The following is a 24,615-nucleotide window of genomic DNA, read 5'->3' on the forward strand; positions in this document are numbered from 1 at the left end:
GAAAAACGGGACTCGGACCCGCGACCTCGACCTTGGCAAGGTCGCGCTCTACCAACTGAGCTATTTTCGCGTTTTGCAACCTCGTTGACTTGTTTCCCGATTGCGAGTGCAAAGTTAGCAACTTTTTTTAAACTGACCAAATTTTTTGAAGAAAAAATCAAAAAAAAGTGCTTTTTTTGTTGATTTATTTTCAACGCTTCAACTGCGCAAAAAACTCATTACGATACTCAACTTGCTCAAATGCACCAGTATAGTGCATTGTCACGGTAGTTGACGATTGTTTCTCGACTCCACGCATTTTCATGCACAAATGCTGTGCCTCGCACACCACAATTACGCCTTTGGCCGACAATGACTGGGCCAACTCACAGCAAATTTCGCGAGTCAATCGCTCTTGAACCTGGAGTCGACGAGAAAAAACATCTACAATGCGTCCCACTTTGCTCAACCCCACAATCTCGCCATCGGGGATATATCCCACCGATACTGTACCGAAGAATGGCAAGATGTGATGCTCACACAGCGAGTAGAACTCCACGTCCTTAACAACGACCATCTGTGAACCAGGATGCTCAAATATTGCAGAACGCACGATGTCGGTTGCATTCAGGTTATAACCACGCGTGTTCTCTAGCATGGCCTTTGCTGCACGCATAGGTGTTTTGACCAATCCCTCGCGATTAGGATCCTCACCAAGCAATTCGATTATTGCACGAAAGTGTTCAGCAATTTGTTCTAATTGTTGTTTGTTATCCATATACTTTATTTACTCCACACGTTCACGTTATCTTTTACAACAATCATTTCGCTCGAATAAGCGGGGAATGCACCGCGCACCTTGCCGAGTGCAGCACTGGCTTCGCTGTGATCCTTGAAGTCGCCAATGCGCAAACGCCAACTAGGAGCATTATAACTAAGGTAAGTGCGATATTGCGGGAACTTCACTGACAACGCTTTGGCACGAGCTTGCGCATTAGCCTTGCCGTTAGACGAGTTATCGCTATACACCTGAATGCGGAAACCCACCTTGCGGCCCTGAACAGTTTGCTGCGAAATATTTGATGGGCGCTTCCCGCTATCAGTATTCTTAACTTCGCTCTTAACAGGCTGTGCACCTTCGTCATCGTCGGCCTTCACGTTTGACGATTTACCCAACGAGGAGTTACTGCGGTCAGTCAATCCGTCGGGTAACGTCACGTTGACATTTCCTCCGTTGTTAATGCTTTTGACAATGTCGGGGTGACTCTGGGCCGAAACAACGCAAGTGATCATCGCAACAACCAAAATCACAAAATATCTGTTAATAGGAACCATAGTCATTTTCTCTAAAAATTCATTTTAATTGCAAAGATAGTGCAATAATTTCAGATAATAGCCATTTTTCTCAAAATGTTGCACCAAAGGCCCTGCTTTTTATGATTTTACCCTTTAAATTCTCACAACAAGCCCATCATAAGCTAATTTTACACCTGCCGGCAACTGTTTCTCAACTTGCGCATGAACACCTATCTCATGACACACATGAGTGAGATAGGCCTGCTGCGGATTTATGCCCTTTATCACCGACAGTGACTCTTCTAAAGTCATGTGCGAATGATGCTGTGTGTGCCGGAGGGCGTTTATTACAAGCAACTTCACACCCCTCAACTTATTGATTGACTCCTGGGGTATAGTTTTAGCATCGGTGACATAAGCAACATCACCAATGCGATAGCCCACGATAGGCAATTTGCCGTGCATTACCGGTATGGGCGTCACTTCAACTCCGAACACGCTAAACGCTTTGTCATCAATCACATGAGTTTCAAACGAAGGAACGCCAGGATAAGGATGCTCTACAAAACAATAGTCCATGTGGCGTTTGAGTTCTTCAAACACATCAGCACGCGCATAAACAGGCATGTCATGCTCTCCGCCACCGCAAAACACGCGCAGGTCGTCCAGACCACCCACATGGTCGTAATGTATGTGCGTAACAAGCAATGCATCAACTTCGGGATTAGTCACAGCAAGCATCTGGCTACGAAAGTCGGGGCCGCAATCAACAAGCAAGTTCACCCCTTGTGTCCTCACTATCACCGACGACCTGAAACGCTTGTCGCGCACATCAGTAGAACGGCACACTTCACACTGGCATCTAATCACAGGAACACCTGTAGATGTGCCTGTCCCCAAGAATTCAATTTCTACACCACTACTGTTCATTTCCTGAAGTTTTTCAACAGTCCATCTACAAACTGAAGATATGACCCGCCATCATAATACCAGAACTCGCGCACTGCCGTCTGGTCGGGCATGCGTGAAATCTTTTTGGGGGCACCTTTAGCCAGCCTGCATTCTTCCTTGGTCATGCCAGTCTCCACTTCCCCCCTCTTAATCATTTCCCAGTGAGAACCCGATATTTCAGGATAACTGCCATGAAGGTCTTTAGAAGAGAACATTGAGTCATAATCCCGGTTATTAATGGCATTCTGGCCAGCAGACATCCACACAAAAGCTTTCTCTTTGTTATCACTCGCAGTAAACAGCACCCTCAACGGAAGCACCTTGTTGCCAGGCAAGACTTCATCGATGTGCACCTTTATATACTGGCGGCCATGTATCATGTACTCACCGTCGATATTATACCAGATAGGAGTCTTTATATACACCTCTTTCCCCTCGAGTTGACGAGAGACATGCTCCACGACGTCCATATCAATGAGCAAGGGGATTGAAAAAGTAGAGAGAAACTCCCCTTCAGTCTTACCCGTGTGGTAAACATATTCATCAGAGCCGTCAGCCAAATGAATATCTACCACATCACGGCCGTCAAGACCTAACGATGTGTCATATCCTTTATACGACAAAATCCGCCCCACTAGTTTAACCGAGTCCATGTTATCGCCTGCAACCTGTGTGAAAATGAGCTTCACATTGTCATCGGTCACATAAAACCGCTTGCCCTCACGCCATGAGGGAAGGGAATCGCGATAGGTCGTCAACGTCATCGTGGGCTGCCGTCGCTCTAATTCATTTATTGTGCGAGACACATCCTTGTCGGTTATCTTCGGAGTGTTCTCAACGCCCGTGAAACAACTGGAAACCAACAACATGGTGGCCATGCACAGGATGCAATAAGTTAACTTATATTTCATATTAAGTATCTATATATTATCAATATGAATTACTCTACATTATCTATATAAACAAATTTCACATCATTGTATTGCGAGAAAATCGAGTCGGCCTCATGCCTATCTCGACATGTATAGACAAATTTACAATCACAATGAATCTTATCTTGATCGCCCTTGTAAATCACGCAGGCCGAGTATCTATCTTTTTTGCCTTGCAATCTACGCACAACCGACTGAATGAATTGTGATATCAAATATTTCCCGTTGCGGTACATCGACATCTTGTAGCCATGATCCATATAGAAATAATAATCCTCATCCGTCTTGCACTCTACAATAACCCGCTCTTTATACTTTCCAAGACAAGCATCAATAATTGCTGGATTCGACATTTTGTCAGTGACAAGGACAATGTCAGGGTTAACACATAAAATCGAATCAATGTCAGCGAAGGTAAGAGGTGTGTATTTACCCAGAAGTTTAGATTGCTTGAATTGCTCTAGCGTAGGGATACTATCAAGATTCTCAACTCCCACCATCTTATTGTAATCAGCCCACGAATGTGCTGCCACAAGCGAGCTGTCACTCGTGAGCAAGAGGTCAAGTTCAATGTATTTCATCCCACATTCAATCGAATGTTCAACAGCTTCTTTACTGTTAGTATAGGTGTACCCGTCAATTTCACCTCCTGCATGAGCAATATAACTTTGTTCCTCTACACAACACCCGTTTTTACACACGAAATACAGGAAACAACATGCTGCAATAACAAGGAATATTAACAAGCCATACAATATATTCTTATATTTACTCATTTCAATTTCACTAATTTCTCGGTGCAAAGTTACTCCTTTTAAGACAAAGCAACACACTTTACCAACATAAAAAATATTCAAAAAGAAAAAAAATTGTAACTTTGCACTGAAAAACAGAATAGAGATAAACAAATTATGATATATCCCTCAAACTTTGAGCAAAAAATAGGTTTTAACACTATACGTCACGAAATCGAGAAAAGATGCATCAGCCCGCTGGGATTAACCCATTGCCAGCACATGCAATTCTCAACACACTTTCCCACAGTGTCTCTATGGCTCAATCAGACCAACGAATTCCTTACCATAATCAATTCAGGAGCAGAGTTCCCGCTCAATTTCGTGTTTGACATGCGAGCCACACTCAAGTCGGCAACAACACCAGGCACATTCCTGTCTGTCGAAAGCATGTTCAACCTTCAACGCTCGCTCAACACCATAAGCGACGTGCTCAAGTTTTTCTCTTCCAAGGGCGATGAGTCACCACTTTACCCCAACCTGCACAAACTCGTGTCAGAAATGCAGGCATTCCCTGCCATTGCCGACGAGATAAGCACAATACTCGACAAGAACGGCAACCTCAAGGACAACGCATCTCCCCTGCTAGCCGACCTGCGGCGCACAATCACCCAAGTGACCGCAAGCATCAACGGAATATTGAGACGCATAATTGCACAAGGCAAAACCGACGGTCTGCTCGACAGTGACGCTCAACCCAGCATGCGTGACGGAAGACTCGTGCTGCCCGTAGCACCTGCACACAAACGCAAAATCAAAGGCATCGTGCACGATGAGAGTGCAAGCGGCAAGACAGTGTTCATCGAACCTGACGAGATTGTTGAAGCCAACAACCGCATTCGAGAAACCGAAGCCGAAATAGCTCGAGAAATAATAAGAATTCTAACCGCAGTCACCGACAACATCAGGCCATATATTGACGACCTGCTTGGCACATATGATATATTAGGCCAAATCGATTTCATACGCGCTAAAGCACTCTTTGCCCACGAGACGGGATCCCAAATGCCGCACTTGCACAACAAACCTCTCATCGAGTGGTATCATGCTACCCACCCCACCCTGTTCCTATCTTTACGCGAACAAGGCAAAGAAGTCGTGCCATTGAGCCTTCAGCTCGACAGCAAGCAACGCATATTGCTCATATCGGGTCCCAACGCCGGCGGCAAAAGCGTGTGCCTGAAAACCGTAGGCATCATTCAATACATGATGCAATGCGGCATGCTGCCCATGCTCTACAACAACTCTCACATGGGCATGTTTAAGAGCATCTTCATCGACATTGGCGACCAGCAGTCTATCGAAGATGACCTCAGCACCTACAGTTCACACCTGCAGAACATGAAACTGTTCCTCAATCGAGGAGCAGGCGAAACACTCATATTAATTGACGAGTTTGGCGGCGGTACCGAACCCCAGATAGGCGGCGCAATAGCACAAGCAATCCTTCAACAACTCAATCACAAGAAGGTTTACGGAGTAATCACCACCCACTACCAGAACCTGAAACACTTTGCCGACGAGACCGAAGGCATTGTCAACGGGGCAATGCTCTACGACCGACAGCACATGAGACCTCTGTTCCAGTTGTCAGTAGGATACCCAGGCAGCTCATTTGCAATCGAGATTGCACGCAAGATAGGTCTGCCCAGTGATGTCATAGAGCAAGCATCTAGCATCGTGGGAAGCGACTATATCAACATGGACAAATATTTACTCGACATAGTGCGCGACCGCAAATATTGGGAAAACAAACGACACGAAATCCATATCAAGGAAAAGAAACTAGACGCTATTGTCGAACAATACAACAGCAAACTCGCAACCATAGCCACTACACAAAAGGAAATAATCAAAGAAGCGCGAAATGAAGCACGCAGCATCCTGGACAACAGCAATGCCCAAATTGAGCGCACAATCAGAGAAATACGCGAGATGCAAGCCGAGAAAGAAAAGACCAAAGAAGTCAGAAAACACCTCGACGAATTCAAGCAAAGACTAGAAAACGACAACGGCATAACACGCGACGTCGAGAAACTCAAACTAAAGCCTCGACGCAACAACCCCAACAAACCAGCCTCAAAAACCACACCCACGCCCGACCGTCCGCTCGAGGCCGGCGACAACGTGGTATTGAAAGGCACAACAACAGTCGGCACAATCATCAGTGTCGACGAGAAATATGCCACAGTAGCATTCGGTATGCTCAAGACTCGAGTAGAAACTTCTAAACTCGAAAGAACAATCAAAAAAGCCGAGAAAAAAACAACACTTTCAATGAGTAAAGAAGCCAACAACGAAATCAGAGCACGACAACTAAATTTCAAGCCCGACATCGACATCAGAGGTATGCGAGCCGACGAAGCAACACAAGCAATCACCTATTTTATCGATGATGCAATACAATTTAACGCCAAACGCGTGAGAATACTTCACGGCACAGGAACAGGCATACTTAAAACAGTGATACGCCAATATTTAGACACAGTAAACGGAGTCAAAAGTTACCGCGACGAGCATGTTCAATTTGGAGGTGCAGGAATAACAATTGTAGATTTAGAGTAATTTTTTTAGAAAAAAACTTGCACAGTTCAAAAACTTGTAGTAATTTTGCACCCGTTAAGGCGAAAGCAGTGACACTGGAGAGATGGCAGAGTGGTCGATTGCGGCGGTCTTGAAAACCGTTGAGGGTAACACCTCCGGGGGTTCGAATCCCTCTTTCTCCGCAGAGTCGAAGTTAACAAATTGATTATCAATGAGTTAGCTTCGATTTTTTATTTTTGGTCGGACGATATTCGGACGATTTTAAATTTTCCCATTTGTTAACTCAATTTGCGTTTTTCTAAAAGATGTTAAATCTTAGACGAAAAATGTAAAAAAAATGTCGTACCTAAATGTAAGAAACACAAGCATTAACAACGTACTTGGATTTACGTACCCAAAATTGCACCAAGGCAAATCCTGGTACATTGATTTTTACGCCTTCGATCCTGCGGACGGGAAAATGAGAAGAAAAAAATATATGCTCGACAGCATAGAGAAGGTTACGGAAAGAAGAAAAAGAGCTGCTGAAATGATGCAGGCTATCATGAGACAACTACGCGGAGGCTGGAATCCTTGGGTAAATTCTGATGAAAGCCGCTGATATACCATCTTCGAGGATTGCCTTCATTCCACTTTGCAATGGAAGCTTCCTTTTTACTTCAAATTCATTTTGGCACACAACCTCATCGTTCTAAATAAGCACCGAGAACATTTTCCATAGTTCTGGATCTTTGTCAATATACTGTTCTATATTTTTCAGCATATCTCGGATAATGAATCCGATAAAAGGATTGTCAAATATCTGCTTGACGGATTGTTGTGACGTTTGTTTCTTTCTCAATTTGTCAGCAAGTTTAGTAATCACGGGCATCCTGATAAGATAGTCAATGTGATTAACATCCAGCATTTTCTGTCCCTTTTCATATAGTTCGGGCATCAACGATTTAAGGTCGCTAAATGTGAGTTTCGGATCAAAGAGACTCAACTCGAGCAATTTTATATACTCATCATCAGATACAGCTATGTTTATATCACAAATATCGGGTGTATCACTTGAGTTGTTCATCATGAGAACCTGGAACAAACAATACTTCCTCCAATCTTCCAAATCCACTCTACTTAATACAGGATCTCCTCCGGCCCAATGTAAATCTTCGTCAGGAATATAGCATAAGTAATCTATATCGACAGATGAGAAGCGATAGATGTAATTAATCAAACAGCTATCAGTATTTCACCCACAAAGATACCATAAATATTGATATAATTATTCATCAAAATATGAAAAATACATAAAATACCAAAGAATTATTTCATTTATGTTGAATTTTATTATATTTAATTGTAATTTTGCACTGAAAAAAATAATAAAAATATAAAACAAATTAAGCTATGAAGAAATTTTTACTTACTTTTATTGCTTTTGTGGCAATGAGTGTCAATGCTATGGCACAAGAAATCACTGTTCCTGCCGAGCTCAATGGATGGTATGCAGGTTATTATGCAGCAACAAATACTGACCCCGAAACATTGAAAGCCGGTGTACTAGAATGGCTTGAAATTGACGGTTTAGCTGGCGATTCATGGGAAAGCTGGCAACAAGAATTTCTGGAGAGCACAACCAACTGGGGCGACCCCGAAGATCCTTATTCATTCTATGGTCAAATCAAGGACAACAAGTTTTTTGTTGCTGGTAACATGGCTTCAAAGAATTACTATGCCTTCTTGATCGTTAATGGCACACGCCTATCGGCAGGCACAGAATGGCGTATGTATGTCCCCACTGAAAGAGGTGCATACACACTGACCGAAGACAATCTCTTCCTCCAAGGCGTATTCGGAAAAGGACTCACCCGCCCTGATACAGGCATTGAGTCAATTGAACTTAATCCTTCTAGTGCAAAGGCTGTAAAAATGATTGAGAACGGACAGCTCATCATCAAGAAAAATGGTGTGAAATACAATGTTAATGGACAGGTTATTGAATAACAACTCTTCCTCTCCGCTTTAAACACCCTTTGACAAATACAAGGAAGGGATAGATATTAAAAAAGGATGCAGCAATGCATCCTTTTTTATATCTATCAATCTCATAATTACATAGCAAATACATTAAATCCGCCGTCAACTACTGCTACGGTTCCTGTCACAAATGATGATGCGTCGCTGATGAGGTACTGAATTGTGCCGCACAGTTCCTCTGGTTTGCCGAAGCGTTTGAACGGTGTCTGGCGTATCACATCCTGGCCACGCTCTGTGAGCGTACCGTCGGGATTAGTGAGCAGCGCACGGTTCTGGTTAGTGAGGAAGAAACCTGGTGCAATGGCGTTAACGCGAATATTAGGCGTGAACTTGGTTGCCACTTCATTTGCCATGTAAGCCGTGAAGTTGCTAATGCCAGCCTTGGCTGCGCCATAGCCCATGACACGTGTGAGCGGACGGAATGCAGCCATCGACGAAAAGTTGACAATAGCCCCTTTGCCTGCTTCAACCATGGGCTTTAAGAACACCTGCGTAGGGATTACGGTGCCCGTGAGATTGAGGTTGAGCACCTTCTGGAACGCCTCGACTTCCACGTCAAAGAATGTGCCTGCGGGCGGAATGGTAGCACCTGCCTGGTTGCCGCCTGCCGCGTTGAGCAGAGCGTCCACTTGACCATAGCGTGCTATAACCTCGTCACAGCACTTCTGCATTTTATTGATATCCATCACATCGGTAGCAAGGAATATCGCCTCGCCGCCGTTTTGCTTGATGCGGTCAACAATCTCGTTGCCCTGCTCGACATTGCGGCCCAGCAACACAACCTTTGCTCCCTGCTCGGCCAGGTAAGATCCTATGCAACGTCCCAGCACGCCAGTACCACCAGTGATTACCACCACGCGGTCTTTAACTGAAAATAATTCGTTCATATCTATTGTTATGTAGAAAAAAGAAAATATTTTTTTTATTTAAGTTTCGGATGTTGTCAAATATCGCCTGGCGTAGGTAAGTCGCGTACTTTTAGCACGTTTTCCCTTGGATTTCTTTAACCGGAGGTTATGCTCGCTTCGCTCACTTCACCCCCGGTTATTGATAGTCGCACTTCGTGCGACCACGCACCTATCGGTGCGATTAATACTTTATTCATATGCAAGACAGCAAATTACAACTTCCGAAACTTGATTTTTTTTTTATTTTTATGTAAAGAAAAATGGCCTGCTTCGCAAGCAAAATGAAATTACAGAGATAAAGTAATATTATTTTGTGGACGGAGTCCACTATTTTTCTTGGCGCGAGCCATCAATACTATAAAAAATATTTTCTTTTCTTCTTTCGTTTATATCTTGTTTTCTTCTATTTCACGGTTAACGGTTGCCATAATGCCTTCTACCTGTCCCAGAGCAAGCATGCGTCCGTGGAACGAATAACCGGCATTGTATCCCATCTTCTCGTCGCCAAGCATGAGCGGAGCGTGGTCCACACGCATGGGCAGCGAGGGGTTGACCTTTTCGAAGATGCGCACCAGCTCAATGATATTGGCGCGACCACCCAGGTGTGAAGCCTCGATGAAGTTGCCGCCAGGAAGCACATTGGTAGAGCGAAGGTGCACAAACCATGTGTGCTCGGCATACTTTCGGGCAAGCGCAGGCACATCGTTATGAGCCCCGGCGCTGAGCGATCCGGCACAAAATGTAAGTCCGTTGTGAGGATTGGGCACTGCGTTCAAGAGCCATTCAATATCAGCATCGCATGTGACGATGCGTGGCAAGCCCAAGATCTGCAACGGTGGGTCATCGGGGTGAACACACATGTTCATGCTCCACTCATCACACACAGGCATGATAGCCTCGAGAAAGTATCTCATATTCTCACGCAGCTGCTCGGCATCAATTCCCTTGTACAGCGCCAGCAGGTCGTTGAACTTCTCTACGGGATTCTTATCGTCCTCGGTAATGTTGCCATTGACAAATCCCTGCGTCTTGACAATGATGTTCTCGATGAGGCGCTGCTCGCCTTCGGCTGTCATCGACTGTTTGAGATTCTCCATGCGCGCAAGCACATCTTCGTCATAATCGGCATCAGCACCCTCACGTTTGAGGATGTGTATGTCGAAGTAGGCAAACTCGGCACGGTCAAAATACAGACAGGTTGTACCGTTATCGTTTGGATGGTCGAGCGTGGTGCGAGCCCAGTCGAGCACTGGCATGAAATTGTAGCAGATAGTGTGCACGCCTGCACGTCCCAGGTTGGCAAGACTCTCCTTGTATTTCTCAATGAGTTCGTCTCGGTCAGGACCACCATACTTGATGCTTTCGCACACAGGCAGACTCTCCACCACCGACCATCGCAGCCCGTGGGCTTCGATGTAGTTTTTCATCTTCATCACTTCCTCATAGCTCCACACTTGGTCGTTAGGTATGTGGTGAAGTGCAGTCACAATGCCCTCAACGCCTATCTGGCGCAGCATGTCGAGTGTTATCTTGTCATTGGGTCCAAACCATCTCCAGGTCTTTTCCATAAATATATATGTTTAGAAATTGAAGTAGCGCTTAGCGTTGTTATAGCAGATGTCAGCCACCATGTCGGCCACGCGCTGCATCTCGCTCTCGGGAATGAGACCGCGCTCCACGTCGCCACCCAAGATGTCGCACAGTGTGCGGCGGAAATACTCGTGGCGGGGATATGACAGGAATGAACGGGAATCGGTGAGCATGCCCACAAATCGACTCAACAGTCCCTGGTTGCTCAACGCCTCTATCTGCTTGCGCATGCCGTCAATCTGGTCGTTGAACCACCATCCCGATCCCATCTGCATCTTACCCGGCACGCTGCCGTCCTGGAAGTCGCCTATGAGTGCAGCCAGTGCAGTGTTGTCGCTGGGATTGAGATTGTATACTATGGTCTTGGCTAGACGGTTCTCGCTGTTGAGCGTGTCAAGGAAACGTGCGAGCGGTCCAATGCTACGATAGTCGCCTATGCTGTCAAAACCAGTATCGGGACCCAGCAGACGCATCATCTTGCTGTTGACGTTGCGCATGGGGCCATAGTGCACTTGCTGCACCCACCCTTTCTCGGCATTCATGCGTGCCAGGTGGAGCATGGTTGCAGTCTTGAACTTGACGGTATCGTCGTGACCCAACGTCTGACCCATCATCACCTTGTCGAATATTGCTGCTGCCTCGCTGTCGCTGCAAGGAGCATAGGGGAAATGGGTTACACCATGATCGGCGACCGAACAGCCGCATGACGCAAAGTAATCATGGCGTTTGCGCAAGGCATCGAGCAGTTGCATATAGTTGCACACAGCTATGCCGCTCGCATCGCCCAGGCGCTCCACATATTCACGGTACTGCATGGGAGCCTCAACAGCAATAGCCTTGTCGGGACGCCATGCCGGCAACACCTTCACGTCATAATCGCTCTGTGCGATAGCCTTGTGATACTCAAGTGTATCGACGGGATCGTCAGTGGTACAAACAACCTCAACCCCATAACGCTGCATCAGGGCGCGAGGGGTATATCCCGGTTGAGACAGCAAGTCGTTGCAAGTGTCATATATCTCGCGGGCACTGTCAGGGTTTAGCACCTTGTCAATGCCAAAGGCGGTTTTGAGTTCGAGGTGGGTCCAGTGATATAATGGGTTGCGCAACGTGTAAGGCACGGTAGCAGCCCACTTTTCAAATTTCTCCCAATCACCAGCATCGCCAGTAATGTATCGCTCGTCCACACCATTGGCACGCATGGCACGCCACTTGTAGTGGTCACCACCTAGCCACAATTGGGTAATGCTTGCAAATGGCTTGTCCTCTGCAATCTCGCGCGGGCAGAGATGACAGTGGTAGTCGATAATGGGCATTCCCTCGGCAACCTCATGGTAGAGGTCGCGGGCGGTGGGAGTAGTCAACAAGAAATTATCGTCGTTAAACTGTTTCATTTTCGATAGGATTATACTTTGGAACAAAAGCCTTGAGTATTGCCCAGCCCACGATGTAAGCCACGGCACAGTAACACAAGATAACGAAATAGCCGCTATCCTTGCCTTCAAAGCCCATAAACTGCAATTTGCTGGCATCGGCATAGTCAAGGAAGTGCCCCGAGAACTTGTTGATGGCAAACGAACTTATACCACCAGCCAGTCCGTTAATGCCTGTGATTGTGCCCAGCATGCGCTTGGGGAACAAGTCGCTGCACACCGAGAACAGGTTGGCCGACCATGACTGATGAGCCGCTCCGGCAAGACCTATTATAACGATGGGGAACCAATAAGATATTGCACCCAACGGATGTGACACCAATACCAACAAAGGGATGACAGCAAACACTAGCATAGCTTTGAGACGGGCATCATAAGCATTCTGACCAGTGCGATTAACGATGATGGTGGGCAACTTGCCTCCAAATATCGACAGCAGCGTGATAGTATAGATGACAAACACGAGCATCATAGCCACTGGGTGATGCGACGGCAGGTTGTGTATGTCGCTCACATAGGCAGGTATCCAAAACAGGAAGAACCACCACACGCCATCGGTTACCAGCTTGGTAAGGAATATGGCCCACGTCTGCCTTAAACTGAAAATCTTGCTCAATGGCACCTTGTCCTTGGGGTGTTCGGCGTTTGCCGTTTTAGCCACAGCAGTATCTTGGTTGATATATGCCAGCTCGGCCTCGTTTACGTGCTTGCTCTCCTCGGGTTTCTTATAGACAAACATCCACACGCCCATCCACACAAAACCCAGCGCACCCACGAGGATAAATGCCATCTCCCAGCCATTGCCCCACCCTATGGTCTTGAAATAGTGTGCCAGGCTGGGAATGCACAACGGGGCTGCAAGAGCGCCCACGGTAGCACCTGCGTTGAAGATTGAAGTGGCATAGGCACGGTCTTTCATCGGGAAATACTCGGCTGTTACCTTGACTGCGGCAGGGAAGTTTCCAGCCTCACCCACGCCCAGGATCACACGGGCAGCGATGAAGAAATAGGTGCTCACTGTTGCAACCATGGTGGCTACGGTGCCGGTGGCCTTGATCATCTCCTCTGTGCCGTGAAGGTCAAGCGACCATTGCGTAGCGATTCCACACAGCGCATGAGCACATGCTCCGGCTGACCACACGCCTATAGCCCACAGGTAGCCTTTGCGGGTGCCCATCCAGTCGATGAAACGTCCAGATAGCAGATTGGCAATAGCATATATTATAGAAAATACTGCGGCGATGTTACCATAGTCGGCATTGGTCCAGTGAAATTCAGGAGCAATAAAATCTTTCCACGTGAGCGACAGCACCTGACGGTCGAGGTAATTGACCGTAGTGGCAGCAAAGAGCAACGCGCATATCGTCCAGCGGAAGCTTGTTTTTTTGTTGGTTTGAATCATGGTGTTTTTAGAATTATTTGTTGTTAGCGATGATACCTAATGCCTCGCGGCATTTGTCGGTCACATAAGCCCAATCTCCGGTCGCAACCTTATCCTTGGGGAATAGCTTTGAACCCATACCCACGCAATAAACTCCAGCTTTGAACCATGCAGTGAGGTTCTCCTCGGTGGGTTCTACGCCGCCGGTCACCATGAGTCGTGACCATGGCATGGGAGCCAGCAGCCCCTTGGCAAACTTGGGACCAAGTACATCGCCAGGGAATATCTTGCACACCTCGCAGCCTGCCTCCTGGGCATTGCTCACCTCGGTCACAGTGCCGCAACCGGGGATGTAAGGCACCTGACGGCGGTTGCACAGGCGAGCCACATCGGCATTGAACATGGGACCAACAACAAAGTCGGCACCCATTTGGATGTATATTGCAGCCGTGGGAGCATCAACTACCGAGCCCACACCAAGCGCCATGCCAGGGCACTCAACAGCAACGAAGCGAATTAATTGGGCAAACACCTCATGAGCCATGTCGCCACGGTTAGTAAACTCAAAAGCACGCACGCCGCCCTCGTAGCAGGCCTTCACAACCTGCTGCGCCACAGCTGCATCTTTATTATAAAACACGGGAACCATCCCGGTGGTGCCCATGATGCCGAACACCTGCAATTTATCACATCTAGCCATAGTATATTTATACGAAAAACGAAAGACGAAAAACGAAAGACGAAAAACGAAACGCCGCGCTACTAAAACAGGGTGGCCCCTGTGCCTTGAGCGTCAGCTCAAGGGAAAAAAGCCTGCGTCAGCTAACGGTGGTAGTTATCGCTGCACACGACCATTGCCACTGCCGTGGGCCAGCTGTTCCACTTCCTGGGCACTCATCATGTTGAAGTCGCCGTGCACAGTGTGTTTAAGAGCCGATGCTGCCACAGCAAACTCCAGCGCCTCGCCGGGAGTTTCCATGGTGAGCAGGCCGTGAATAATGCCGCCCGAGAACGAGTCACCACCTCCCACGCGGTCCACGATGGGCAGCAAATCGTAACGGCGTGACACATAGAACTCTTTGCCGTCATATATCATCGCCTTCCAGCCATTGTGACTTGCCGAGAGCGACTCCCGCAACGTTGAAATGACATACTTGAACCCGAACTCCGCCGCCATAGCCTTGAAGATGCCCTCGTATCCAGCTGCATCAGTCGAACCATTTTCAACATCGGCATCGGGTTTAAAGCCAAGACACAGCTCTGTATCTTCCTCATTGCCTATGCACACATCCACATACTGCATGAGCGGACGCATCACGCTTTGAGCCATCTCTGGTGTCCATAGTTTCTTGCGGAAATTAAGATCCACGCTCACAGTCACGCCATGTCGCTTTGCAGCCTTGCATGCTTCTAGGGTGAGAGCAGCCGCATTGTCGCTCAAAGCAGGGGTTATCCCACTCCAGTGAAACCACTGCGCACCCTCCATGATTGCATCAAGGTCAAAGTCGCTGACCTCGGCCTCTGATATTGCCGAGTGAGCTCGGTCGTAGATCACTTTGCTAGGACGAACTGAACTTCCGCTCTCTAAATAATAAATCCCGACACGGTTGCCCCCGCGGGCAATGAAATCGGTCTTTACTCCAAACTGCCGAAGTGAATTTAAGGCGCTTTGACCTATTTCGTGGGTTGGGAGTTTAGTTACAAAATATGCATCATGGCCATAGTTAGCGCAGCTGACCGCCACATTAGCTTCTCCCCCGCCATATACCACATCAAACGAGTTACTCTGCACAAAGCGCAAATGACCAGATGGTGACAAGCGCAGCATGATTTCGCCCAGTGTTACAATCTTGCTCATAATAATTTAATCTTTTAAGTATGCTGTTTGCACTACCTTTTTCTGCAAATTTACTAATTTTCCAATAAACATCAACGATATTTTCAGTAAAAATAATTAATATACGGAAAAAATGAGTAATTTTGGAAACTGAAAAATAAAACCATATAAATGTGTAAATAAGCATGAAATCAATTATCAGTTCTATCGCATGCCTAGTGGGTATGAGTCTATGTTTGTCAACTAGTTATGGTGCATCTCGCGATGAAATTTACAAAATCAGCGCCAACGTGGGTGCTGATGGCAATTTCAAGTACTGGAGCGAAGGCAGTCCTGCGTTGGCACAACTGAAAACATTTGTCAGTGACGTTACCAATCCTCAGAGTGCTGGCTTTGTTCCTGCCGATGAGCGAGTTGCGGTGTTTGACCTCGACGGTACTCTCGTGTGCGAGACCGCTCCGTCTTATTTTGAATGGATGATGTACTTGCATCGCGTGTTTGATGATCCGTCTTTCACCCCCACCGCAAAGCAAATATCTGATGCCGAAGTTATCAAGCGTGCCGTGTATGCCCGCAATGTCCCTGGCGACATGATGTGGACCGAAGCCATCGCGCAAAACGAAGTGTTCGCAGGACTCACCCAGGAGCAATATCAAGAATATGTCAAGAATTTCCTTAACGCTCCGGTTGAGGGCATGAATGGCCTGCAATGGGGCGAAGCTGTCTATATTCCGATGGCCGAGGTTGTGGGATATCTGGTTGCTAACGGGTTTACAACTTATGTGATATCGGGCAGCGAGCGTCAAGTGACCCGTGAATATTGCGATGGCGTTCTCCCGTTTGGCCGCAACCACATCATCGGTTCAGACATTCACACATCTGCCACCACACAAGGCGAGAAAGAAGGTTGGGATTACACATTCAAGCCTACCGACGACGTGATTCGTGGCGAACTTTACGTGAAAAACCTGAAAATGAACAAAGTGAACGCTATGGTGAGAGAAATAGGCATCAAACCCATTTTGGCATTCGGAAACTCTTCGGGCGACTTCAGTATGTTTGAATTTACAACCTCAAAGAATGACCATCCCAGCATGGTAATGTGTGTCCTTGCCGATGACTTGACACGTGAACGCGGCAATCTTGACAAAGCAGCTAAAATGAAAGCAAATTGCCAAGAAAAGGGTTGGATTACAATTTCAATGAGAGACGACTTTGCAACGATTTACGGCGAAGGCGTTTCACTTGCCAAATAAATTCCTCAAAATAAAACACAGCCCAATAGGCGAATGGAAATGCCTATTGGGCTGTGTTTATTTTCTTACAGCAATCACAACTTATGAGCTGATTTTGCCATCTCTTGTTGAGTCATAGTTGCTCGCAACGGCTTGATTATGAAATTAAATTCAGTTGATTTAGTGCGAAGTTCATACTGGTCAAGCACATCAGGTCCACAACTGTTGTTTCCCAGTCCACGCATTGCCGCATCAAGTGTCACAATAGTCTCATCACATTTCACAACCTGATGAGGATGTGCGCGTCGGTTGCGACGATTAGAATAATTATCCTCTGCACGCCAGTGATGAGCACTTGCTGCCATGTGACGCGGTGAGATAAACATAGCACCCACTCCATCGTTGGCTGTAATAGCTATCCATCTCACATCCTCCTTGTTGCCACATTCTTGCGGCTTGACAAATGGTGTCTCCTGTTTGCTCACGGTACTTGTGTAAACATCGACAAAAGCACTCTCTTTGCGATCGACATAACTATCCCACGGTCCGCGTCCCAGCCATGTCATCTGTTCCATACCCTGTGGCATTTCAAGCCGGTAGCCCATGCGAGGAATGATCACGCCATCCTTTGAAGGCAGGATTGTGGAAGTGACAGCAACAGTTCCGTCAGCATATATGGTATAGCGCATGTCAACTTGGGCTGCAACTGTGTCAGGAGTATTATAAACTGCCTTTGTATCGATAATAACTGATCGTTTTTTATTGCCATATTTATAAGTTACACTTCCCTGTGAGACACTCAACTTGTTAATGCCCATCTTGTCCCACATCTGTGTCTTGCTACCGTCATTGTCGGTGGGTAATCTCATCAAGTTCAGTTTGATACCGCGATCTATTACCTTCTTTCCACCCACTGTATAAGACAGTAATGTGCCATCCTCTTTGCTAAAAACAACATCAAAATCATCACCGCTTACTGTCACAAGGTTACCGTTATCAGTTACCGAAGGCTGACTATCGTTATTATCCGTGATTACACGATTTGTAACAGCGTTAAGCACAAATTGTTCACTTGCCACCTCGTAACCTGCCTGTGCCCACGGAGTTGACTCTGCGTTTGTAACAGAGAAATCAAGAAAGTATTCTCCTGGCACTTCATACTGCGGCATAGGAATCTCGACTTCGGCACTATCTCCTGCGGCAATCGTGGTGGTGATGTCACCGCCATACAATGTTTCTCCATCGCAATGAACACGGTAGTTTATCTTCAAGTGATTGCTCGACGCAAAGTTGAGTTTGCTCTTAATGATATACTTGCCCGGTACATCAGGATTTTCCACAAAGTCAAGAGGTTGGTATATTTTCTTGGTATTCATCGATTTGGCAGTAAAGGTCAGGTCAGGCAAAACAAGTCCGTTGCAACAGAAATTGTTATCATTCGGACGATCGCCGAAGTCACCGCCATAGGCCCAGTATTCTGTTCCGTCGCTGCCATAGGTTGTAGTGAGGCCTTGGTCCTTAAAGTCCCACACAAACTCTCCTGCAAGCGCAGGATATTTCTCATAGAGCCTGTAATACTCGCGTTGGTTGCCCATCGAGTTACCCATCGAATGGGTGTTCTCGCACTGGATGTGGGGTTTAGGGTTAGTTCGATTCATTCGTTCACGACCTATACGTTCTATGCGGCCCAAGTCGGCATACATTGTGCTCGACACGTCGCCATATTCGTTATTACCTTCATAATGGATCAAGCGAGTTGTATCTGCGCTGCGTATGGCTTCGCGAGCATACTTGAAATTCTCGCCGCCACCACACTCGTTGCCCATCGACCACAAGCATATACTCACGTGATTGCGCATCCACCTCACATGGTTCTCGTTACGTTCCACAAACATCTGTCGAAACACAGGGTTCTTCGACAAGTCCCAGTTGCCATGACACTCCACGTTAGCCTCGGCCAGCACATACATGCCGTACTTGTCGCACAAGTCATAGAAATAAGGGTTATTAGGATAATGCGACGTGCGCACCGCATTTATATTGAGTCGTTTCATCGCATAGAAGTCCTGTTCCATCTCTTCACGGGTGAGCATGCGCCCGTTCACAGTGCTGAAATCATGCCTGTCCACGCCATGGAAAATAATGCGCTTGCCGTTTATCATCAAGGCACCATCGCTACGCACGCCCACCTCACGGAAACCAACCTTACTGCCTCTCACATCAACCACACGGCCTTTTTGGTCGGCCAAGGTAATGGCAAGATCATACAGATTAGGTTCCTCGGCGTTCCATAGCCGCGGCTGGATTACTTCCCAGTTGAAATCATAGGTTCCAGTAGCGTTAACCGGCCTAGTAGCAGTAGCAACAACTTTATCTCCGTCTAGGAGCTGTGCAGTTAGTTTTCCCTTGAATTTTTCACCGGCAACAGTCACTTCAAGGTTTGCCTTCGCGTTAACATAGTTGTCATCAAGATCGGTAGTGAAAAAATAGTCACGTATTTGAGTTTTAGGAGCGCTCCACAAGAAGATATCACGCTGTATGCCAGTGAGACGCCAGTAGTCCTGGTCCTCGACCAGCGAACCGCCAGTGAAACGATATACCTGCACAGCAATGGTATTCTCACCAGCATGCAGATAAGGCGTGATCTTGAATTCCGACGGCAAATAAGAATCCTCGCTATAACCCACCATGTGACCGTTAATCCACAAGTAATACCCGTGTCCAGTGCCATTAGAGCGAACATAAACCTCACGTCCCTGCCATGACTCTGGCAACACGAATGTGCGGCGATAAGAACCTGCCGGGCATGGCATCGTGCTATTATAAGTGAAATCCTCATTAGGCTTGACATTAATGCGGAATTGCTCATCGTATGTAAATGGATATCCTATATTATTATATAACGGACGATCCCAGTTCTTGCCGTGACGCAATCCATACACCTGCCACGATGACGGCACCGCGATGTCGTCCCACTGGCGGTCGTCATATCCCTCGTTTTCAAATCCTTGAGGTGCGGCACCCGGACGCGGCACCCATTTGAACTTCCATGTGCCATTGAGCGAGATAAACCACGGAGAATTTTCAAGGCAACCTGAACGCACTTCACTAACCGCACCACACGGTATTGAAAGCGTGTGAGCCTTCTCCCGGTTAACACTTGTCACATTCACGTTATTCCACTCATCACCGCTTTGAGCAAGCACGTTAAAAGCACACACGATGCTCAACAATGTAGTTATAGTCTTTTTCATCTTGATATTTTTTTACAAAGATAAATACTTACAATCACAAAAACAACACCGCAACACACTTTGAAACCGATGTCGCTAAAATTAACACATATTTTCTATTAACATTGCACATCTCGCCATAAAAATAAGCCAACCGTTCTCCTATTTCTCATTTTTTTTATAACTTTGCGTGAAATAAAACACAACAAATTATGAACAATCTCAAATTCATAGGCATTATCCCTGCCAGGTATGCATCGACGCGTTTCCCTGGCAAGCCCCTTGCTCTGCTAGGCGGAATCACTGTGATAGAACGCGTATATCGTCAAGTCAGTCTTGTGCTTGATAACGTTATTGTTGCCACCGACGACGACCGCATCAAGGATGCCGTAGAGGCCTTTGGAGGCAAGGCTGTGATGACCAGCAGCACACACCGCAGCGGCACCGACCGTTGTCGTGAGGCCTACATCAACAATGGCGGCAATGAGCATGTCATTATCAACATTCAGGGAGATGAGCCTTTTATCCATCCCGACCAGATAAAGGCCATCATGTCGTGCTTTAACGACGAGGCCACCGACATCGCAACCCTCATCCGGCCCTTTGACCCCACACTCCCCGTTGGGGAACTGATTAACCCCAACTCGCCTAAAGTAGTGGTTGATAGTAACATGAATGCCTTGTACTTTTCTCGATCGGTAATCCCCTATTTAAGAGGCGTCGAGCAAGACAAATGGCCGTCATCTCACCAGTTCTACACTCACATTGGCATGTATGCCTATAGGGCACACGTCCTTGACGAGATCACTCAGTTGCCACAGTCACCACTCGAACTAGCCGAGTCACTTGAACAACTGCGATGGCTTGAGAATTCTTATGTGATTAAAACAGCTGTCAGCAATATCGAAACCGTGGGAATCGACACCCCCGAAGACTTGGAACGTGCAGCAGCAATACTAGCAAGCAAGAAATGATCGACCGCACTACACCACCGCCACTTTCCACATTTGGCGACTTGTCGCTCAATTTCCCAGCAGTCACTCACCTGCCCAACGGCATACCCTGCTGGATAATCAACGGAGGCGACGACGACATGAACCGTGTCAACATCTACTTCAAGGGCGGTTCGTTCATGGAAGACTTGCCCGGACAAGCCATCCTCACAGGCTACATGCTCACAGAGGGCAACTCATGCATGCCGCCCGAGCAAGTGGCCGAGATGTTTGACTTCTATGCAGCCCGCAAGTCCTGCGACAGTTACGACTACTGGTCGGAGGTTGTCATGACTTCGCTCAACGACAACTTCGCACACACCATGCCGTTGCTGTTCCAGTGCATCACCTCACCCTCGTTCCCCGAGCAAGCGCTTGAAACCCTCAAACGCCGACTCGCAGGCAACCTTGGCGTGATGCAGCAGCGAGTGAAATACCTTGCGGCAGTGCGCATGAAGGAACTCTACTACGGCGATAACCACCCCCTGGGCAAGAACCTCACGCCCGACCACATCATGGGTATTACACGCGACGACCTTCTCGCATTCCACAATCGTTTCTATCATCCAGCCAACTGCTGCATGATCATTTCAGGCAAGGTCGATGACAAGGTGATGGCAACAATCAACAGCACCATCGGGGCTTGGACAACCACAGCCCAAGAAGAACCCTTCCCCGCATGGACCATTTCGCCCTCGCCCATCATGCTCGACATCGTCGATAAGCCCGGGGCAATGCAGTCGGCACTACGCCTGCGCATCGAGGCTGTCAAGCGAAACCACCCCGACTATCTTCCGCTACGCATCCTGGTTATGGCTTTCGGCGGATACTTCGGCAGCCGACTCATGTCCAACATTCGTGAGGACAAAGGCTACACCTATGGCATCGGTGCAGCGTTGTTAGGCATCGAGAACGACGGATGCATCGATATCCAGTGCGAGTGTGCAACGCAGCACACGTGGAACGTGATAAAGGAAATCAAGCACGAGATGAAACGCTTGCGTGACGAACTCATTCCCCTTGATGAACTTGACACAGTGAAGCAGCACATGCTCAGTGCAGCTGCCAAAACTCACGACTCGCCCTACAACATAGCAAGTTACGTGTCAAGCACAATCCTTTTCGGTGTCTATCCCGAGTACCACAACAGGCAACTCGACTGCATCAGCAACATCACTCCCCAGCAACTGCAGGCCATAGCACGCCGCTATCTCACCGACGAACGCTTGCGCACAACAATCGCCGGCGACAAGACACAACTAAATTCATTGCTATAACGATTCTCTACAAAAAGTTTACGTCAGCATTGGCGTTTACGTGGATAAAAATTTGCGTTTACATGAAAAATGACTAACTTTGCATCTTGGAAAAACAATAGACAATTATTCATATAACAAAATGGTAAAGAAAAGCGTACTTCAACAGCAACGTGCCGCTTACCAGCCCAAGTTGCCCGCAGCATTGTGGAGCAGCGTGCAGGCCGTTAAGGGTGCACCCACACAGTCGGTAGCCGACCAAGAGAAAATCAAAGAACTGTTCCCCAACACCTACGGTCTTCCCGAACTCACATTTGAGAAGGCTGCCGAGGCTGCTGCACAAGGCAAGGCATTCAATGCCGGCGTTATCCTCTCTGGCGGACAGGCTCCTGGCGGACACAATGTAATCAGCGGTCTCTTCGACGGTCTCAAAGCCCTCAACCCCGACAATCGCCTTTATGGTTTCCTCATGGGCCCCGGCGGTCTCGTTGACCACAACTACGTAGAACTCACTGCCGACATCATCGACGAGTATCGCAACACCGGAGGTTTCGATATCATCGGTTCTGGCCGTACCAAGCTCGAGAAACCCGAGCAGTTCGAAAAAGGTCTTGAAATTGTTAACGAGCTCGGCATCAGTGCACTCGTTATCATCGGTGGTGACGACTCTAACACTAACGCAGCAGTCCTCGCCGAGTACTACAAGGCAAAGGGCGCTCCCGTTCAGGTAATCGGTTGCCCCAAGACCATCGACGGCGACCTCAAGAACGAGCAGATCGAGACTTCATTCGGCTTCGACACAGCAACTAAGGTTTACAGCGAAGTCATCGGTAACATCGAGCGCGACTGTAACTCTGCAAAGAAGTACTGGCACTTCATCAAGCTCATGGGCCGCTCTGCGTCTCACATCGCCCTTGAATGTGCTCTCCAAACCCAGCCCAACTACTGCATCATCAGCGAGGAAGTTGAGGCAAAGAACCTCACACTCAACCAGGTGGTTGACGACATCGCCCAGGTAGTAGCCAAGCGCGCCGAGGCAGGCAACAACTTCGGTATCGTCCTCATTCCCGAAGGACTCATCGAGTTCATCCCCGCCATCAAGGCTCTCATCGCCGAGCTCAACGACATACTCGCTCACCATCCCGAGTTCCCCACCCTCGCTCCCGCTGCACAGCGCGAGTTCGTGCTTGCTAACCTCAAGCCCGAAAATGCCGAGGCATTCGCTTCACTCCCCGAGGGCGTGGCACGCCAGCTCACTCTCGACCGTGACCCCCACGGCAACGTGCAGGTATCACTCATCGAGACCGAGAAGCTCCTCAGCGAGATGGTAGGCAAGCGCCTCGCCCAGCTCAAGGCCGAGGGCAAATATGCAGGCAAGTTCTCTCCCCTCCACCACTTCTTTGGCTACGAGGGCCGTTGCGCTGCTCCCTCTAACTTCGACGCCGACTACTGCTATGCACTCGGTTTCAACGCTGCACAGCTCATCAACTGCGGCGCTACCGGCTACATGTCATCAGTGCGCAACCTCACCAAGCCTTCAAGCGAATGGGTGTGCGGTGGTATCCCCATCACCATGATGATGAACATCGAGCATCGCCACGGCGAGGACAAGCCCGTTATCCGCAAGGCTCTCGTAGAGCTCGACGGCTCTCCCTTCAAAGCATTTGCAGCAGCTCGCGAAGAGTGGGCACTCAACACATGTTACACTTATCCTGGCCCCATCCAGTACTTCGGTCCCGCCGAGGTTTGCGACCAGACATCTCGCACCCTCTTCTACGAGCAGACTAGCAAGTAAAGAAAAGTGGACGCCCGCGACTGATTGCGAGGCACCCCACATTATTTATAACTTCCAATAACAGCTTGCAGAGCGTGATTTTCCCCACAAGGAATTTCACGCTCTTTTGTTCTTGTGTCTCTCGGGGAACTCGCAGAACTCGGGGAAGTTTTTCTTTCTCTCGCTGATTGCGCAGATTGCGCAGATTTTGTATTTTCAGTTTATTTTCAGCAAATTTCAAGCGCAGCGCCCTCTGGGTGATTTATTTGACATAAGAACAAAAGGACAAAAGAACAAAAGAACAAAAGAAAATTAAATTATTTCCTCAAATCCGCAGTATAAAATTTGTTAACGTTTTTGCACGCGTTAGAGGGGCATCGCCTGGCCGGATCGGTGGCAACGTGCTAAGTTCTGTGTGTTTTTGTCACGAGCGGGCACACTGCCCCTTTCCCCAATCC

At 47.7% G+C, this 24,615-nt stretch carries 21 protein-coding genes and 1 tRNA gene; 9 read left to right on the forward strand and 13 right to left on the reverse strand.

The window, feature by feature from the left end; all coding sequences use genetic code 11:
• Positions 1-183, forward strand: a 183-nt coding sequence (locus tag ACKI3C_RS12365) for a hypothetical protein (RefSeq protein ID WP_407405512.1), incomplete at its 5' end; no start/stop codon positions are given.
• Between the two features lie 7 nt (positions 184-190).
• Here ACKI3C_RS12365 and folE read toward each other — a convergent pair.
• The 5 genes from folE to ACKI3C_RS12390 all read right to left on the reverse strand — a co-directional run bounded on the left by folE (position 191) and on the right by ACKI3C_RS12390 (position 3,934).
• A complete protein-coding gene (folE, locus tag ACKI3C_RS12370; RefSeq protein ID WP_407405514.1) occupies positions 191-757 on the reverse strand; it encodes a GTP cyclohydrolase I FolE in 567 nt (188 codons plus the stop codon).
• A 5-nt stretch (positions 758-762) separates the two neighbouring features.
• Positions 763-1,314, reverse strand: a complete 552-nt coding sequence (locus ACKI3C_RS12375; RefSeq protein ID WP_407405516.1) for an SPOR domain-containing protein — start codon at positions 1,312-1,314, stop codon at positions 763-765.
• Between the two features lie 114 nt (positions 1,315-1,428).
• Positions 1,429-2,205 (reverse strand): MBL fold metallo-hydrolase, encoded by a 777-nt coding sequence (locus tag ACKI3C_RS12380; RefSeq protein WP_407405518.1) that lies wholly within the window; start codon positions 2,203-2,205, stop codon positions 1,429-1,431.
• Positions 2,202-3,137: a hypothetical protein gene (locus ACKI3C_RS12385; protein ID WP_407405520.1), complete on the reverse strand. Its 936-nt coding sequence runs from the start codon at positions 3,135-3,137 to the stop codon at positions 2,202-2,204. The genes ACKI3C_RS12380 and ACKI3C_RS12385 overlap by 4 nt, the downstream gene beginning before the upstream one ends.
• 29 nt (positions 3,138-3,166) lie before the next feature.
• Positions 3,167-3,934, reverse strand: a complete 768-nt coding sequence (locus ACKI3C_RS12390; RefSeq protein ID WP_407405522.1) for a glycerophosphodiester phosphodiesterase family protein — start codon at positions 3,932-3,934, stop codon at positions 3,167-3,169.
• A gap of 135 nt (positions 3,935-4,069) precedes the next feature.
• Here ACKI3C_RS12390 and ACKI3C_RS12395 point away from each other — a divergent pair, with 135 nt between their 5' ends.
• The 3 genes from ACKI3C_RS12395 to ACKI3C_RS12405 all read left to right on the forward strand — a co-directional run bounded on the left by ACKI3C_RS12395 (position 4,070) and on the right by ACKI3C_RS12405 (position 7,097).
• Positions 4,070-6,517, forward strand: coding sequence for an endonuclease MutS2 (locus ACKI3C_RS12395; protein WP_407405524.1), 2,448 nt, complete (start codon positions 4,070-4,072; stop codon positions 6,515-6,517).
• Between the two features lie 76 nt (positions 6,518-6,593).
• A tRNA-Ser gene (locus ACKI3C_RS12400) sits at positions 6,594-6,678 on the forward strand.
• Positions 6,679-6,833: 155 nt separating this feature from the next.
• Positions 6,834-7,097 carry a hypothetical protein gene (locus tag ACKI3C_RS12405; RefSeq protein ID WP_407405526.1) on the forward strand — a complete coding sequence of 88 codons (264 nt, stop codon included), beginning with the start codon at positions 6,834-6,836 and terminating at the stop codon, positions 7,095-7,097.
• Positions 7,098-7,187: 90 nt separating this feature from the next.
• On the opposite strand, the gene ACKI3C_RS12410 is transcribed toward ACKI3C_RS12405, so the two are convergent.
• A complete protein-coding gene (locus tag ACKI3C_RS12410) occupies positions 7,188-7,715 on the reverse strand; it encodes a hypothetical protein (protein ID WP_407405528.1) in 528 nt (175 codons plus the stop codon).
• Positions 7,716-7,888: 173 nt separating this feature from the next.
• Between ACKI3C_RS12410 and ACKI3C_RS12415 the strand changes: the two genes are divergently transcribed.
• The gene (locus tag ACKI3C_RS12415) at positions 7,889-8,485 is read left to right on the forward strand and encodes a hypothetical protein (protein WP_407405530.1); all 597 of its coding nucleotides are present in this window, start codon (positions 7,889-7,891) and stop codon (positions 8,483-8,485) included.
• Positions 8,486-8,592: 107 nt separating this feature from the next.
• Here ACKI3C_RS12415 and ACKI3C_RS12420 read toward each other — a convergent pair whose 3' ends face one another.
• The 6 genes from ACKI3C_RS12420 to ACKI3C_RS12445 all read right to left on the reverse strand — a co-directional run bounded on the left by ACKI3C_RS12420 (position 8,593) and on the right by ACKI3C_RS12445 (position 15,688).
• Positions 8,593-9,405 (reverse strand): SDR family oxidoreductase, encoded by an 813-nt coding sequence (locus tag ACKI3C_RS12420; protein WP_407405532.1) that lies wholly within the window; start codon positions 9,403-9,405, stop codon positions 8,593-8,595.
• A gap of 407 nt (positions 9,406-9,812) precedes the next feature.
• Positions 9,813-10,994 carry a mannonate dehydratase gene (gene uxuA / locus ACKI3C_RS12425; protein ID WP_407405534.1) on the reverse strand — a complete coding sequence of 394 codons (1,182 nt, stop codon included), beginning with the start codon at positions 10,992-10,994 and terminating at the stop codon, positions 9,813-9,815.
• A 12-nt stretch (positions 10,995-11,006) separates the two neighbouring features.
• A complete protein-coding gene (gene uxaC, locus ACKI3C_RS12430; RefSeq protein ID WP_407405536.1) occupies positions 11,007-12,410 on the reverse strand; it encodes a glucuronate isomerase in 1,404 nt (467 codons plus the stop codon).
• Entirely contained in the window at positions 12,397-13,851 is a 1,455-nt protein-coding gene (locus ACKI3C_RS12435) for an MFS transporter (RefSeq protein WP_407405538.1), read from the reverse strand. Before ACKI3C_RS12435 ends, uxaC begins: the two co-directional genes overlap by 14 nt.
• 13 nt (positions 13,852-13,864) lie before the next feature.
• A complete protein-coding gene (locus ACKI3C_RS12440; protein WP_407405540.1) occupies positions 13,865-14,530 on the reverse strand; it encodes a bifunctional 4-hydroxy-2-oxoglutarate aldolase/2-dehydro-3-deoxy-phosphogluconate aldolase in 666 nt (221 codons plus the stop codon).
• 135 nt (positions 14,531-14,665) lie between these two features.
• The gene (locus ACKI3C_RS12445) at positions 14,666-15,688 is read right to left on the reverse strand and encodes a PfkB family carbohydrate kinase (protein WP_407405542.1); all 1,023 of its coding nucleotides are present in this window, start codon (positions 15,686-15,688) and stop codon (positions 14,666-14,668) included.
• A gap of 164 nt (positions 15,689-15,852) precedes the next feature.
• On the opposite strand from ACKI3C_RS12445, the gene ACKI3C_RS12450 reads away from it, so the two are divergent.
• Entirely contained in the window at positions 15,853-16,923 is a 1,071-nt protein-coding gene (locus tag ACKI3C_RS12450) for an HAD family hydrolase (protein ID WP_407405544.1), read from the forward strand.
• A gap of 74 nt (positions 16,924-16,997) precedes the next feature.
• Here the strand turns inward: ACKI3C_RS12450 and ACKI3C_RS12455 are convergent, their stop codons facing one another.
• Positions 16,998-20,156, reverse strand: a complete 3,159-nt coding sequence (locus ACKI3C_RS12455) for a glycoside hydrolase family 2 TIM barrel-domain containing protein (RefSeq protein ID WP_407405546.1) — start codon at positions 20,154-20,156, stop codon at positions 16,998-17,000.
• Positions 20,157-20,347: 191 nt separating this feature from the next.
• Between ACKI3C_RS12455 and kdsB the strand changes: the two genes are divergently transcribed.
• The 3 genes from kdsB (at position 20,348) to ACKI3C_RS12470 (ending at position 24,178) form a co-directional block, all read left to right on the forward strand.
• Positions 20,348-21,109: a 3-deoxy-manno-octulosonate cytidylyltransferase gene (gene kdsB, locus ACKI3C_RS12460; protein WP_407405548.1), complete on the forward strand. Its 762-nt coding sequence runs from the start codon at positions 20,348-20,350 to the stop codon at positions 21,107-21,109.
• A complete protein-coding gene (locus ACKI3C_RS12465; RefSeq protein ID WP_407405550.1) occupies positions 21,106-22,404 on the forward strand; it encodes a M16 family metallopeptidase in 1,299 nt (432 codons plus the stop codon). Before kdsB ends, ACKI3C_RS12465 begins: the two co-directional genes overlap by 4 nt.
• Positions 22,405-22,525: 121 nt before the next feature.
• Complete coding sequence (locus ACKI3C_RS12470; protein ID WP_407405552.1) at positions 22,526-24,178, forward strand: diphosphate--fructose-6-phosphate 1-phosphotransferase; 1,653 nt, start codon at positions 22,526-22,528, stop codon at positions 24,176-24,178.
• Positions 24,179-24,615: the final 437 nt, after the last annotated feature.

The organism is Sodaliphilus sp., assembly GCF_045598405.1.
Classification (GTDB): Bacteria; Bacteroidota; Bacteroidia; order Bacteroidales; family Muribaculaceae; genus Sodaliphilus; species Sodaliphilus limicaballi.